The 14545-nt window shown below is 35.7% G+C and carries 15 protein-coding genes; 6 read left to right on the top strand and 9 right to left on the bottom strand.

Features of this window, described 5'->3' with window-relative positions; all coding sequences use genetic code 11:
- Nucleotides 1-17 precede the first annotated feature (17 nt).
- Entirely contained in the window at nt 18-764 is a 747-nt protein-coding gene (locus tag AC5YDH_RS03665; RefSeq protein ID WP_496116939.1) for an IS5 family transposase, read from the bottom strand.
- A 138-nt stretch (nt 765-902) separates the two neighbouring features.
- Between AC5YDH_RS03665 and AC5YDH_RS03660 the strand changes: the two genes are divergently transcribed.
- Genes AC5YDH_RS03660 through AC5YDH_RS03650 form a run of 3 tightly spaced genes read left to right on the top strand, consistent with a single transcriptional unit; the run spans nt 903 to nt 2286 of the window.
- Nucleotides 903-1268, top strand: a complete 366-nt coding sequence (locus tag AC5YDH_RS03660; protein WP_496116938.1) for a DUF423 domain-containing protein — start codon at nt 903-905, stop codon at nt 1266-1268.
- 22 nt (nt 1269-1290) lie between these two features.
- Nucleotides 1291-1488, top strand: coding sequence for a sulfur carrier protein ThiS (thiS, locus tag AC5YDH_RS03655; RefSeq protein ID WP_496116937.1), 198 nt, complete (start codon nt 1291-1293; stop codon nt 1486-1488).
- A 12-nt stretch (nt 1489-1500) separates the two neighbouring features.
- Nucleotides 1501-2286, top strand: coding sequence for a thiazole synthase (locus AC5YDH_RS03650; protein WP_496116936.1), 786 nt, complete (start codon nt 1501-1503; stop codon nt 2284-2286).
- Between the two features lie 84 nt (nt 2287-2370).
- Here AC5YDH_RS03650 and AC5YDH_RS03645 read toward each other — a convergent pair whose 3' ends face one another.
- On the bottom strand, nt 2371-2982 hold the full coding sequence (locus tag AC5YDH_RS03645) for a glutathione binding-like protein (RefSeq protein ID WP_496116935.1): 612 nt from the start codon (nt 2980-2982) through the stop codon (nt 2371-2373).
- 219 nt (nt 2983-3201) lie between these two features.
- Between AC5YDH_RS03645 and AC5YDH_RS03640 the strand changes: the two genes are divergently transcribed.
- Complete coding sequence (locus AC5YDH_RS03640; protein ID WP_496116934.1) at nt 3202-4641, top strand: SulP family inorganic anion transporter; 1440 nt, start codon at nt 3202-3204, stop codon at nt 4639-4641.
- 138 nt (nt 4642-4779) lie between these two features.
- Nucleotides 4780-5496, top strand: coding sequence for a tRNA (guanosine(46)-N7)-methyltransferase TrmB (gene trmB, locus AC5YDH_RS03635; RefSeq protein ID WP_496116933.1), 717 nt, complete (start codon nt 4780-4782; stop codon nt 5494-5496).
- A 66-nt stretch (nt 5497-5562) separates the two neighbouring features.
- On the opposite strand, the gene AC5YDH_RS03630 is transcribed toward trmB, so the two are convergent.
- The 5 genes from AC5YDH_RS03630 to AC5YDH_RS03610 all read right to left on the bottom strand — a co-directional run bounded on the left by AC5YDH_RS03630 (nt 5563) and on the right by AC5YDH_RS03610 (nt 10354).
- Complete coding sequence (locus AC5YDH_RS03630; protein ID WP_496116932.1) at nt 5563-6252, bottom strand: class I SAM-dependent methyltransferase; 690 nt, start codon at nt 6250-6252, stop codon at nt 5563-5565.
- Nucleotides 6253-6296: 44 nt separating this feature from the next.
- Nucleotides 6297-7073: a Rossmann-like and DUF2520 domain-containing protein gene (locus AC5YDH_RS03625; protein WP_496116931.1), complete on the bottom strand. Its 777-nt coding sequence runs from the start codon at nt 7071-7073 to the stop codon at nt 6297-6299.
- A gap of 105 nt (nt 7074-7178) precedes the next feature.
- Nucleotides 7179-7940 carry a hypothetical protein gene (locus tag AC5YDH_RS03620; protein WP_496116930.1) on the bottom strand — a complete coding sequence of 254 codons (762 nt, stop codon included), beginning with the start codon at nt 7938-7940 and terminating at the stop codon, nt 7179-7181.
- 152 nt (nt 7941-8092) lie between these two features.
- Nucleotides 8093-9328: a dihydroorotase gene (locus AC5YDH_RS03615; protein ID WP_496116929.1), complete on the bottom strand. Its 1236-nt coding sequence runs from the start codon at nt 9326-9328 to the stop codon at nt 8093-8095.
- A gap of 9 nt (nt 9329-9337) precedes the next feature.
- Nucleotides 9338-10354 (bottom strand): aspartate carbamoyltransferase catalytic subunit, encoded by a 1017-nt coding sequence (locus AC5YDH_RS03610; RefSeq protein ID WP_496116928.1) that lies wholly within the window; start codon nt 10352-10354, stop codon nt 9338-9340.
- 794 nt (nt 10355-11148) lie between these two features.
- Here AC5YDH_RS03610 and AC5YDH_RS03605 point away from each other — a divergent pair.
- On the top strand, nt 11149-11937 hold the full coding sequence (locus tag AC5YDH_RS03605) for an rRNA large subunit pseudouridine synthase E (RefSeq protein ID WP_496116927.1): 789 nt from the start codon (nt 11149-11151) through the stop codon (nt 11935-11937).
- A 47-nt stretch (nt 11938-11984) separates the two neighbouring features.
- On the opposite strand, the gene AC5YDH_RS03600 is transcribed toward AC5YDH_RS03605, so the two are convergent.
- Both AC5YDH_RS03600 and AC5YDH_RS03595 read right to left on the bottom strand, forming a co-directional pair.
- Nucleotides 11985-12650: a hypothetical protein gene (locus AC5YDH_RS03600; RefSeq protein WP_496116926.1), complete on the bottom strand. Its 666-nt coding sequence runs from the start codon at nt 12648-12650 to the stop codon at nt 11985-11987.
- Between the two features lie 90 nt (nt 12651-12740).
- On the bottom strand, nt 12741-14444 hold the full coding sequence (locus AC5YDH_RS03595) for a M61 family metallopeptidase (RefSeq protein WP_496116925.1): 1704 nt from the start codon (nt 14442-14444) through the stop codon (nt 12741-12743).
- Between the last annotated feature and the right edge of the window lie 101 nt (nt 14445-14545).

Here is a 14545-nt window from a genome sequence, read left to right as displayed (position 1 = left end):
TAGGGGCTGTTGACATTTCATAATGGTAACCAAATAAAGATGCAAGCTAAGGCAACAGAATTTTCATAGCTTTGCTTTAGCTTATCATAGCGTGTGGCAATGCCTCTAAAGTGCTTTAATCTAGCAAAGGCATTCTCAACTAAATGCCTGATTTTATATAAATACCAATCCATATGATCATGATTTGATAGTGTATTGGATTTCTTAGGAATATTGGCTTGAGTACCCGTATTTTCTATCTGTTCTCTCAAGGATTCAGAGTCATAACCCTTATCTGCACATAGAGTTTCTGTCTCGTTTAGGTAGAGGCTATCAACTAATTTAGGTGCCACTTTTACATCGTGGGTCGTGCCATCCTCTATTAGAAACTGAACAGGGTTCCCATGAGCATCAACAGCCAAATGAATTTTAGAACTGTTTCCACCGATACTTTTTGAAATAGCCTGATTTTTAATTCCTGTAGCATGTTGATGAGCTCTCACATGACTAGCATCAATAAATATCCACTCTAGGTCAGCATCAGATGAAATTAACTTAAATATTTTTAATAGCTTATTATCTTTCGACCATCTAGAAAATTTCTTGAATATGGAGTTTGGCTTTCCAAAAGTGGCGGGTAAATCCCGCCATGGGCAACCTGTACGGATTCTATAAAGAATAGCTTCAATAAAATTACGAAGATTTTGTTTGAGATAAATACGAAAATTACGGAAAATAGTTTCTAACTTAGACCAGTGTTGATCAGTCAACATTGTACGAGGCATAGCGAGGAGTAGATTTGGTTTGGCGATTAAATTTTACTTTCTCGCTATTTTTTTTGCACAGCAAATGTCAACAGACCCTAATCAAATATACAAAATATGCTAAGGTTAAGCGCAAATTTTGTATAGGTAAAATGACTTATGTGGCTTGCGATATCAGCATTAAATTTAGCAATTGCTGTCATGTTAGGTGCATTTGGCGCACATGGTTTAAAAGCACATGCAACAGAAATTCAATTGGGTTGGTGGCAAACGGCTACTGACTATTTTTTCTATCATGCTTTAGGTTTATTAGCACTTTCAATTATTGCCAAAGTCACACCACAATTTCCAATTAAAGCTAGCTTTTTACTCATACAAATCGGTATTTTCTTTTTCTGTGGATCATTGTATATCATGGCTTTAGGCTTACCACGTGGTTTAGGCGCTATTACTCCTATTGGTGGTGCACTCATGATTGCAGGATGGTTAGTGTTGGCATGGAATGCTTTTAAATACACGAAATAATGACAAATTTAGGGAAATCAACGTGCAAATTTATTTGAATGGTGAACTTCAAAATACCGCTTGTTCCAACTTACTAGAACTTATTCAGGAACTTGCATTAGAGGGTAAACGTTTTGCTGTTGAACACAATGAAATGATTATTGCAAAAAGCAAATTACAGCAAAGTGTGATTAATGATAAAGATCGAATAGAAATTATACATGCCGTCGGTGGCGGTTAATTTGGAGCTCCCATGGAAGACACCCCCCTTATAATTGGTTCACGTACATTTCAATCTCGCCTGCTTGTAGGGACAGGTAAATATAAAGATTTAAATGAAACCGATCTTGCCATTCAAGCAAGTGGTGCAGAAATTGTGACTGTTGCAATTCGACGCGTGAATATTGGTCAACATCCAGATCAACCAAATTTACTTTCTGTTGTACCTCCTGAAAAATATACAATTCTTCCAAATACAGCAGGCTGTTTCGATGCAAATAGCGCAATTCGCACCTGCATGCTTGCACGTGAATTGTTAGATGGTCACAACCTTGTAAAACTTGAAGTTTTAGGCGATGAAAAAACACTTTATCCCAATATCACCGAAACATTAAAAGCTGCGCGTACGTTAATTGACGATGGCTTTGAAATTATGGTGTACACATCGGATGACCCAATTGTTGCTCAAGAACTTGAGAGCATGGGCTGTGTTGCAATTATGCCATTGGGTAGTTTAATTGGTTCTGGCTTAGGTATTTTAAACCCACATACTATTTCTATTATCAAAGAAAATGCAAAAGTTCCTGTACTTGTAGATGCAGGCGTTGGTACAGCAAGTGATGCAGCTATTGCCATGGAACTTGGTTGTGATGGTGTACTCATGAATACGGCTATTGCTGCTGCACAAAACCCTATTTTAATGGCTTCTGCAATGAAAAAAGCCGTAGAAGCAGGTCGAGAAGCTTTCTTAGCAGGTCGTATGCCACGTAAGCGCATGGCAAATGCAAGTTCACCTGAAACAGGTTATTTCTTTAAGTAACTTATTCAAATCATTCATTTGAATATTTAAATGAATGCCCAATAAAAAAGGACTCATAAAGAGTCCTTTTTTATTGCATACACATTAAGGAATTAAACCTTCATCTCGCATAGCAATTTGTACAGATTGACGTGCAAATACTTTCTCACGTAGAGCTAAAACATTTTTGTACGGTGTTAAATCATGTTGAATTAATTTAGACCAATTTGTAATGACAAATAAATATGCATCGGCAGGGCCAAAATTATCATCTACCAAATAATCATGGTCGGACTTTTCAATTGCATCATCTATATATTTCAATAAGCGATCAATTTCTGCATAAGCCTTTTCTTTTGCTTCGGCATCTAAAGTTGCACCAAAAAATACAGCATAAGCATCATGTAATTCTGAATTTAAGTAACCTAACCATTCTAAAACTTTGGCACGTCCTAAGCCCGATGGAGGAATTAAATCTTGCTTAGGATCATGTTGAGCTAGGAAAGGAAGAATTGCGACATTTTCCGTTAAAATTAAACCCGGATTAATTTCCAATGCAGGTACATAGCCTTTTGGATTAATGCTGTAATAATCTGTGCCTTTTTCTGTGATATGTGTTTTAACATTGACACGTTCTAAATCAAAATCGACATTAATTTCATTTAAAATAATATGAGATGCAAGTGAACATGCACCCGGTGAATAATATAGCTTCATACTTGATCCCTTTTATATATCTATACTCTGTTTTAAATTGCTTCGGTCAAACTTTCAAGTAAAGAAACCTACTTATTTTTAGAAAATTCGTAACTGTAAAATTCACACTTACACTTTCAATATTGTTCAATTAGATGAATTAATCAAGTCGAATATACGTACTTTTTTTAACAAAGTTGCTTTAACATAGGCGGCTTTAAAATATTTTGAATATTGCACGTGATTAGCTTAAAAAAAGATGAATGGTTTTCCAATATACGTACCGATGTTTTAGCAGGTTTAGTTGTTGGTTTAGCTTTAATTCCTGAATCAATTGCATTTTCTGCTATTGCAGGGGTAGACCCTCAAGTGGGTTTATACGCATCTTTTTGTATTGCTGTTTCTATTGCATTTTTTGGTGGTCGCCCTGCCATGATTTCAGCAGCAACAGGTGCTCTTGCCTTGCTCATGATTACTCTTGTAAAAGAACATGGCTTGCAATATTTACTTGCTGCAACAGTACTCACAGGCATTATTCAGGTTATTGCAGGCTATTTTAAAGTTGCCAAGCTCATGCGCTTTGTTTCACAGTCTGTTATTTTTGGCTTTTTAAATGCCTTAGCAATTTTAATTTTTGCAGCACAACTTCCTGAAATAAACAAAATGGATAGTACCGCCTATATTTTTGTTGGCTTAGGTTTAGCGATTATCTATCTATTTCCCTATATTCCTAAAATTGGTAAGACTATTCCATCCCCGCTCATTTGCATTATTGTTTTAAGCTGTTTAGCACTATTTTTAGGTGCAGATATGCGAACTGTAAGTGATTTAGGTACATTTCCAGATACATTACCAATTTTCTTAATTCCAAATATTCCTTTAAATTTTGAGACACTTAGCATCATTTTCCCTTACTCCATCACCTTAGCAACAGTGGGTTTACTTGAGACAATGATGACCACAACTGTGGTTGATGAGGTTACTCAAACTGAAGGTGATAAGCATAAAGAATGCCGCGGACAAGGCTTTGCCAATATTGTCAGTGGCTTTATGGGTGGTATGGCAGGTTGTGCCATGATTGGTCAATCGATTATTAATGTAAGCTCAGGCGCGCGTACACGTTTATCTACACTTATTGCGGGTATATTTTTACTGTGCTTAGTGGTTTTTCTCAAAGATTGGCTCGCATATATTCCAATGGCTGCACTGGTTGCCATCATGATTATGGTGTCTTTCACCACTTTCCAATGGCACTCTGTAAAACAATTTAAAAATCATCCTATTTCTTTTAATGTCGTGATGATTGCAGTCATTATTGTGGTACTTGCAACACATAATTTAGCTCTTGGCGTAGGCGTGGGTGTTTTACTTTCTGCACTATTTATTATTAATAAATTAGAAAGCTCAGTAAAAGTGGAATCTATCTTTCATAACAATGAACGAAAATACATTGTTTCTGGGCAAATTTTCTTTAGTAGTTCAGATAAATTTTTCCAATTTTTCGACTTTAAAGAAAACATTAAAACTGTTGAACTTGACCTTACTCATGCTCATATTTGGGATGTCACCTCAGTAAGAATGTTTAATAGTGTTGTAAAAAAATTTAATGACAAAAAGATTGAAGTGAAAATTATTGGCTTAAATGAAGCAAGTAGCACACTTATAGATAAATATAATTAGATTAATAAAAGAAAAGAGCCTATTTGGCTCTTTTCTTTTATTTTTTGTTCAATTTATAGATAAAGGCATATAAAAGTTTGACTTGTGAGGCTCAGCACTTAAAATACCGCATTCGTAGTTTTTAACATTGCCAAAATTATGTCGAACGATCAATTAGACCAGCAAGTTGTAGAGCTGGAAAACCTGAACGAGCATCGTGAAATTGTCACTTTCATGCGTCGTTCATCTCCACTAAATACTTCTCAACGTACTGCGCTTGAACAATACGCTCACCTAATTTTGGAATATCCAGTTGGTGATTTACGCCAACAGTTTGAACATCCTGAACGTCCACTAACAGTGGAAATTGGTTTTGGTATGGGACGCTCTTTGGTCCTTATGGCAAAAGCCAACCCTGAACGTAACTTTGTGGGTATTGAAGTACATGTACCTGGTATCGCACAGTGCGTATATGAAGCGGGTATGGCTGGTTTAACTAACCTACGCCTACTTGATGCAGATGCAATTCAAGTATTACGTGAAATGCCAGATAATAGCATTAATGCGATTCAATTATATTTCCCAGATCCTTGGCAGAAAAAGCGTCATTTCAAACGTCGCTTCGTGTCACATGACCGTATGCCATTGGTAGAACAGAAGTTAGAAATGGGTGGTACATTCCACTCTGCAACTGACTGGGAACCGTATGCTGAATGGATGTTAGATGTTTTAGATAACCGTCCAAATCTTGAAAATATGGCAGGAAAAGGCAATAGCTACCCTCGCCCAGATTGGCGTCCACAAACTAAGTTTGAACGTCGTGGTTTAGAAGAAGGTCATAAAATTAATGACTTCCTTTTCAAAAAGATTAACTAAGATTTAAACATTAAGACTAAAGGGCTCAACCAGAGCCCTTTTTCTTTGCCAATTTTTTAAAATAATTTATTTAAATGTAATAAAACCCTTATAAGACGTTACTTGAATGAACCTTTGGATTTCATGAAATCCTATTTTTTCAAATAAATTAAAAGTTTCATTCTCACTTAAAGGATAAAAATCATCTTCTAAACGACTGAGCATTGTGGAAGCCTGCTTTTCACTCAGTCCATTTTGCATACAAATGCATTTTAACAATTCAGCTTCTTTTTTAGATTTGAATTTCATTAAATCGAACGTAATAAAGATGCCATTTTGTTTTAAAACTGTATAAATATTTTTAAAAAAATTAGGCTTTGTTTCATATTCTACAAAATGACTCACTAAAATAGTCAGCACAACATCAAAACTGGCATCACTATATCGATCAGCAAAGTCATTTACAGCGAAGTCACCCAAAATAAACTCTACTCTGTTATCAATATTATATTGCTGAACATTTTGTTTCGCTTTACTCAGCATCGTTTCTGATAATTCGGTTACGACAAATGTCCATTTTGGAAAACGTTGTAGCAAATATGAAAGCTCATAACCTGTTCCACAGCCAACAATCAAAACTCGTGCATATTCATTGAATACATCAACTTTTAATAAAGCTTGAATATGTTGATGAGCCAAATCGTAGCCAGGTATAAGTTGACGAATATGCTCATCATACCTGTTTACTACATGTAGACTTTGAAAGTCTTTTGCCACAACATCCTCCTTTTCAGCTTAATACTAAGCTCATTTGAAAATTTTTAGGATTGATGACGTTCTAAAATTTGCTGACTCAGTAACGTATATACAGACTTTAAGTCTTCTCGCTGATCTTGTATTAACATATTGCTATGCATGCGAATAATATTTTCATCACCACGCATGGCTGGTCCTGTCTGCATCTCTTTTGGATCATTCACCAACGCCTTATTTGCAGTTTCTTGAATTAAAGGATATAGCAGGCTGAAATCTACATGTTTGGCATCTACAATTTGTTTTGCCATGTCATAACAATAGTTACTAAAGTTACAAGTAAATACCGCAGCCAAATGCAGACTTAAACGCTGTTCCGAATTATATGAATAAACCCTGTTGCTTAGGCTATTTGCAAGATCAAGTAAGTTTGACAAATCCTGTATATTTGTTGCCTCAATAAATAAAGGCGTATTTTCCCAGTCTATTTCACGTTCCAAACTAAAGGTTTGCAACGGATAAAATACTCCCGATTTTTCATGAAATTTCGTTAATACATTTAAGTGCGTACTTCCCGATGTATGCACAATACATACATCTTTCAGCTTTAAGCTTAAGCTTTCTATAACTTTTGCAATAGATTGATCACTTACCGCAATAATCATTAAATCTATGTTTTGATCGAGATCTTCATAATTTGAAATGGCTTGAGCCTTTACTTGTTGTGCAAGCCCTTCAGCTTTGTCAAAAGTACGGCTATAAACCTGAACAATCTGATGATGAATGCTTAAGACCTTTGCCAAATGATATGCAACCCGCCCCGCACCAATAAAACTAATTTTCATGATTCATTCACAACTTTTCTTTGCTACAGCATGCCAATAAAAAAAGGACGAATCAATTCGTCCTTTTAATACATGATCGATTTTTAAATAAATCTATGGAACATTTTATTGCGTTTCATCCATTCTTTCAGTACTTGAAACAGGCTGAACGGCTTGCTCAATTTCAGGTAAAGGATTATTTACTAAAGGCTTAGAATTTACTTGCTCAACAGAATTGGACGTTGTGGGTATCACCTCTGAAACTGCTGCATCAATATGATCCGTTTTTTTATTTTCTGATTCATGTTTTATGAATGCTCTTACAATCATGAATACCAAAATAATTAATATAACTATAACAACATAATGCATTGGAAATGATTTTTTCTTGTGCTTAGAACGAGAGTTTAATTTTTCAGGCTGTTTTAGCTCTTCTCTTATTTCTGTAATCGAATACTGAATTCCCGCCATTTCTAGTAAATCGACTGACCAATGTGGCAAGGTATTCAATAACACTGGCATTTGCCCTTTCACCAAATGTTCAATGACTTGCACATCACTTGAACCCGCCTCACTAACCAATAAATTTAAAGATGGCGCCAATGATGCATTTAACAACCTATTCACATCTTGTGTGGATGCCTCCCCACTAATGTAATTTAAAATTTGCTGTGTAATATTAGCGTTATTATCAAAAATTTCAGTTATATCTGGCTCAATTTGGTTGTGTAATTGCTCAAATAACTCTGGCTTAGAATTAATAGCCGTTAATAAAATTGTATAAAAATCTGTGAGTGCTTGTTTTTTAAATAATAAATATTCATTTTCATCTGCAAGTACAATAGGCGTTACATGCATTTTTAATAAATTAATTATATTTAAAGACATCTCGCCCCCACGATTTTTATGTAATTACTTGTACTTATAGGTTATTTTTTATTCTAAGTAAAATATTTTAATTTCCTTTATTTATATATTTGTGTAACAAAAAAGCCAGCCGAAGCTGACTTTTACTCTTTACCACATATCATCAAACACAATTAAGCTGAAAAAGTTCTCATTGCTTTTGCTTTTACAGTTTGCTGAATTAACGGCGTGTTCTTGCCTTGAGAGATCATTGAATCTTTAGTTAATGTCCACTCAAGTTCAGGATCTATTAACACCAAACCAGACTCCGCCACCCAACGATCATACATATTGGCAACTTTTGCTGGTGCAACTGTTACTTTTTCAACCCACTCTAATGGTTCTAATAAACCTTCATTAATAAGTTGAACACCTAATGGTATGTACGTATCAAAAGCTGTGAAGCCTGCTAAAGTTTCAGCAAATGGTGCCATTTTCGCAGAACTCGATAAAGGCTCATGGTGCGTACAAATCGCATCAATTACACCAGATTTTACACCTTGACGGAGTAATTCTTTATCTTGTTCAGAGCGTAATGGTGGACGTACATGTGCAAGCGAGTTAAAACCATCAATCAATTGATCGGTTAAGTGCAATTGATGCATTGCAACATCACATGTGATATTTAAGCCTTTTTCTTTAGCAGCACGAATCAGTTCAACAGAAGCACCACAAGACAACAAGCCAAAGTGAGCTTGAACACCAGTCGCTTCAATCATTAACAAATATTTTGCAATCGCAACTGTCTCTGCCAATGTTGGAATCATTGGTAAACCTTGACGAGACGCAATAAAGCCTTCGTGTACACAACCATCTTTAGCAATTTGATGTTCTTCTGCATAGAACACCACAGTCATATCTAAGCCTGCTGCATATTCTAAAGTCCGAAGTACAACATCATCATTTTCAAAAGTTGCATACGCATTTGAAACAGCTGTACATCCACCCTTTTTCAAACCTGCCATATTGGCAGGTTGCTTGCCAAGTAAGCCTTGAGTTTGTGCACCAATCACTTGAAGATAAATACCGCCATCTAACATCGCTTTTTCAACTAAGCCATGAATAAGCGCACCATTATCTTGTACGATAGGCTGCGAATCTGGTGGGGTAAATACATGCAATACGCCATTTTCACGTGCGGCTTTACCTTCAGATTTTAACGTACCATGTTGTTGCTGACCGGGCTCACGTAAACGCGCGCACAAATCGACCATGGTTGGCATTAACCATTTACCTTGACCATCTATCGTTTCAGCAATATCAGTTGTTGCAGCAACCAATTTACCATTTTCAACATATACCGTTTGCACGCTGTCAGTTTTAGCAATTGGGTCTAAGACACGTACATTTTCAATTTTTACAATACTCATGACTTTCCCTTAACCTACAATCGCTTCTAACAAACCCTGATCTTCAAGTTGACCTTGCATTGCAAGTGCCAATACCGCCATACGAACAGCAATACCATTTGTTACTTGATGCAAAATAACCGATTGAGAACCATCAGCAATGCTTGAGTCAATTTCCACACCACGGTTCATAGGACCCGGATGCATCACGATGCAATCAGGTTTTGCCAAAGCCAAACGCTCTTTGTTTAAGCCATACATTTTGTAGAATTCGGCTTGTGAAGATAATGCGGGTGAATCGATACGTTCATTTTGAATACGCAAAGTAATGATCACATCACAATCTTTAACACCATCTTCCATTTTATTGAATAAGCGAATACCTTCGCTATAGTCATTAAAACCATGTGGAAGTAAGGTATTTGGCGCAATCACACGAATATCTTTACAGCCCAATGTTTGTAATGCTGCAACATCTGAACGTGCTACACGTGAATGCTTAATATCACCAATAATGGAAACACTCATATCTTCAAAATTTTTCTTGGTTTCACGGCGAATCGTGAGCATGTCTAACATTGCTTGAGTCGGATGTGCATGACGCCCATCACCCGCATTAATGATTGCCACATTTGGACAAACATCTTTTGCAATAAAGTGTGCTGCACCTGAAGACGAATGACGTACAACGAAAATATCTGTTGCCATTGCTTCTAAGTTCCAAAGCGTGTCACGTAGTGTTTCACCTTTAGATGTGCTTGAGCGTGCAATATCAATATTCAAAACATTTGCAGAAAGACGTTTTGCCGCTGCTTCAAATGTAGTACGTGTACGTGTTGAGTTTTCAAAGAAGAGGTTCATTACCGTACGACCTTCTAAAAGGTTGTTGGTAATTAGCTGATTTTGGTCATTAAAAAAGGACTGTGCTGTGTCCAATATTTTTGTGAGAGTTTCTTTAGATAGACCTTCAATGGTCAAAAAATGCTTTAGGTTTCCGTTTTGGTTGAGCTGAATCTGGCTCGGAGTATGCAGTGCCGCCAAATGCATGGTGGATTCCTTATATGCTAAGTCAACATATTATACAGACATTCCTAAGGAAGTTGCAGTCTAAGCTCGCAACAAATGAACAAATACACGCAAAGATTTACAATTAAAAATTAAATATCCAATAATAATTTCAATTACATAGTTTTATCAAAATGCTAAGTTATGAATTTTAAAGATGAATTCCAACAAAACCAAACACCATAAACAATTTAATTTTTTTACTCCAAATTACATTTTCTAATTGTGACTTTTATCAAATATAAAAAATGATAAATATGTTTTAATTCTAATATACGTTTGAGTGAATTATCTCATGTCTTTCATTATTTCAACCATTCTTGTTTTATCATTATATTTGATTCACCACTATTTTCTAAACAATCCCAGAAATGGACTTTTTGAATATTTATGTTATTTACTCATTCTCATCCTTTTATCTTTTAGCACAGGCTCAACAAGCTTTCTCTTTCGCGTCTTAAACTCTCACTAATCACATTTCAAATAAGACAGTCCTTACAGTGTCATAGTTCACACAAGAAATAACAATAAAAGCTAACTAAGATGAAAATTACTTTTCAAATTAAACCTCTTTATTTGCAAATTCGTGGCTTTAAAGCTGTAAAACAAAGAACTTTGAAAAAAATTTGGCGATTTACAATACTTTCGAGCGATCTTAAAGCATAATAGTGTCATCTAATTTTCGTTTTTTTAAGATTTAATGAGAAATCATGATATTTCTCCATCGAATAAATCTTAAGCATTTCAGTATTTATCTTTATTAAAGAAGCATTTTTATGAAAATCGTCATTTTAAACAAACCTTATGACGTTCTCTCACAATTTCGTGCCGATGAAAAACATCAAACTATGGCGGACTTTGTAAACGATCCAACACTTCGTTTGGCTGGTCGTTTAGATATGGACTCTGAAGGTTTAGTATTTTTAACCGATCACGGTGGTTTAAACCAATATATTACTAACCCTGAAAACAAGAAGTTTAAAACTTACTTAGTTCAGGTTGAAGGTGATGTAACTGAAGAAGCGCTTGAGCAACTTCGTAAAGGCGTAGAACTTAAAGATGGTATGACTTTGCCTGCACGTGCGGAAAAAGTTGAAGAGCCTGAATGGTTGTGGGAGCGTACTCCTCCTGTTCGTTTCCGTGCGTCTGTACCAACGTCTTGGGTTGAAATTTCTATTTGTGAAGGTCGTAACCGTCAAGTTCGTCGTATGACTTCTGCTGTTGGTTTCCCGACTTTGCGTTTAATTCGTACTAAAATTGGTCAAATCGATTTAGTGCAAATGCAATTAAAACCAGGTGAAATTAAAGAGATTGAACCGCTTTTATATCCTGACTTTCAAAATGTGCCTGCGGAAGAGCCGTACCGTTCTCGTTCTTATGTGAAAAAACCGGGTGGTACTGGTGGTAAGCCGATGGTTCGTAAGAATAAAGATGGTTCTGTGAAGAAGTCTGGTACGAAGCGTATTTGGCAGATGGATGATAGCGAGAAGCCGAAACGTAGAACCAATGGTACTACGCGCCCGAATACGAAAGCGCCACGTGGTCGCGGACGTAATGGTCGTTAAGATTTAGAAGTTTGTTATAAATTAAACCCCTCAATTGAGGGGTTTTTTTAATAATATCTTTTAGTATCATAATGTCTTTTTAATAGCGAAGCTGCCATATATTTATAATTCCCATTTTTCTCAACAACCTGAAAATGATAAAAGTCTTCTCTTACATCCCCTAATATACTTTGATAGCGAATCTTATATCTTAAATTTTTACCATCTTTAAAAAGTATATCTTCATTAAACTCATTTATAAAAATATGAAACTCGTATTCTTCATCTCTTTTTAGTTCATTTTTTCTCTCAACAGTCATGACTCCATCAATATCCAAAATCTCTATTTCTCTTGCTTCATTTTTCTCTGCTTTTAACACGAAACAAAAATCAAGAGACTTTTCTGTTCTCCTTTCAATATTATCTATTAGATTGCAAGGTTTTATACTCTTAGTATTTACTTTAATAAATGGTTCTAACTTATTTTGATTCCTTTTCATTAGTATATTTTGAGTATTCAAACTATCCATACTTATTTTTAAAGCTTTCGACTGTAGGTTATATCCCACAACAATCCAAAATATAGCGACTGGAGCAAAAACACCTGCTAAAAAATCACCTAACTCATTAAAAGATGTAGGTCTTTCAAACACCCCCAATATATAAAAGCCAAATATTCCACCTAGCCATAAAATTGTCATCCAAACCGAAAATTTAGAACTTCTCTCATTCACTTTATTTTTCTACTCATAAATATTTAATTTTAGGCAATAAAAAACCCATACCTAAGTATGGGTTTTACATGGTCTTTCTACTATATGCAATTAAGCTTTAAACCATTTTTCCGCTTTTACAGCATCTTCAACTTTAAGCACAACTTCCGCTAAAACAGAACCCGAAGCATTCACTTCAAACTGCATTAACTCATCACGGCGGAACGCATAAACAGTAAACACGCCTTCCTCTTTCGCATATTGCTCAAGTAATTTTACAGACGCTTTTAAACCATCAATGGCAATAATCACATCTTGAGCAGAAAGACCTGCTTTAGCACCAACACCATCACGGCGTGCAGACTGAACCACAACACCTTCAGGCTTATCGGCAAGTTTCAAACCAAATGGCAAAGTCTTGTCATTTTTTAAAGTATAAGAAACACCAAATTCAGGGAATAACTGATCTAAAGGCAATTCATCTGTGGTATTAATCAAGTGATTAATTTGTTCAGACCAATCATCACCTGTAAGCGCTTCACACAATTCATAAATTGTACCTTCATGTACTTGAATGCCCTTTTGTGCATTTTCGTACAATTTACGCATTAAGGCATCTAAGCTAGAACCACGTAAACGCAAGCCCAAATCTAAGCACAGCGCAACCAAACAACCTTTGTTGTAGTAGCTTGTACCTGCGTTATTCGAGTTTTCATCTTGACGGTAGAATTTTACCCAAGCATCAAAACTACTTTCTGCAACCGTTTGAATTCCACGACCTGGGTTTTGTAAATAACGATCAATTTGTGCTTTTAACAATTTAATGTATGAATCTTGGTTAATTACACCGCTACGAAGCAAAATTAAATCATCATAATACGAAGTGAAACCTTCAAAAATCCACAATAAAGACGTATAGCCTTCACGGTTTAAATCGTAATTTACAAAGTTTTCAGGACGGATAAATTTCACCAACCAAGAATGGAAATATTCATGGCTACATAAACCTAAAAAGCGTTGGTAATTTTCAGATGGTTCTACAGGCTCATTGGCTTTTGGTAAATCATCACGTGGGCTAATTAAGCTTGTACTATTCGGATGCTCTAAACCGCCATAACTGTTAGCAGTTGCCATCGTCATAAAGGTATAGTTTTTAAATGGCGCAGAACCAAACATTGAAATTTCTGTCGCACAGATTTTTTCAATATCTTGTTTCATACGTTCAGCATTCATTTTGTGCTGACCTGAAACCACAAACTCATGTGCAATGCCATTCGCTTCAAAAGCAAAACGTGTTTGATCTGCCAACTCAAATGGTGAATCAATTAATTCTGCATAGTTTTTCGCTTTTAAGGTATAACGACCTTTTACTAAGCTTTTAGATTCTAAACCCGTTGCCAATTGGAAATGTTTTAACTCTGGCGGTAAAAACACTTCAATTTCTACAGGTTTATCTTCCTGCCCAACCAAGCCAATACAAGCACATGCAGGGTTAATATATAAACGATTTTGATCTACATACGCGCCACGTACAGATAAGTCATAGGCATATACATCATATTCAACCGTAATCAGCTCATGATCTGTATTAAACAAACGCCATTTGTTCTTTTCAAATTTACTAATTTTTAAAAGACGACCATCTTCATCCGATGCTTTTACAGATTCGATATGCTTAGAAAACTCACGAATTAAATAACTACCTGGAATCCAAGTTGGCAAGCTCAAAACTTGCGTAGGATCTGCCAAAAAGCGAAGTGTTACGTGTACAAGATGTTGACGGTAATCGTCAAATTCGATTTGATAATGCAGCATAATAGGCAATTCAAAATATATTTTACAAAACTTAGTTCTAGCTTATCATTTTTTTTAAATACAGTGCTGAACTGTCTTAAATGTCTGCATTTTTGACTAGT

Source organism: Acinetobacter sp. FY683 (genome assembly GCF_059515885.1).
Note: the sequence above shows the minus strand (reverse complement) of the source record. Positions and strands in the feature narration are given on the sequence as shown.